This is a genomic window from Psychrobacter piscatorii (assembly GCF_904846415.1).
GTDB lineage: Bacteria > Pseudomonadota > Gammaproteobacteria > Pseudomonadales > Moraxellaceae > Psychrobacter > Psychrobacter piscatorii.
Window position 1 is genome coordinate 1 of the sequence record NZ_CAJHAR010000118.1, and the last position, 522, is coordinate 522.

Annotated in this window: 1 pseudogene; it reads left to right on the forward strand. The window is 47.9% G+C overall.

The window, feature by feature from the left end:
* A pseudogene (locus tag JMX83_RS15130) lies at positions 1-522 on the forward strand (hypothetical protein); the annotation flags it as partial.

A 522-nucleotide genomic window follows, 5' to 3' on the forward strand; every position in this document is an offset into this window, starting at 1 on the left:
GATTACTAACGTCGCAAGCGGTGTGGGTAATGACTTCAATGCAGCAAATATAGGAGATGTGAATCGTGCATCTGCCGCTGCCAAAACAGAAGTTGCCGCAGGTACTAACGTGGCTGGTGTTGAGAAATCTACAGGTCAGAACGATCAAGACGTCTACACCGTCAATGTAGATGGCGTCACTGCTTCAGCAGGCTCTTCCGCCGTCACAGTCACAGCTAGTGACAAAGACGAGTTAACCAACATAACCGACTACGCCGTTGATTTAAGTGCTGATAGCAAAGCCAGCTTGGTAAACGCTGACAATGCGCTACAGACGGTGGTCACTCAAATAGACGGCAATGAGGTTAAAACACTGGATAAAATAGACAATACAGCCAACTTCCTCACAGGAGATAACATCGTTCTTAGTGCTGAAGATGGTGGTATTAAAGTGTCGACAGCAGAAGATGTCACCTTTACTAGTGTCACCGCAGGGGATACCTTGTTGAACACAGGTGGCGTCAGCTTCCTTGGCGGTAGCAC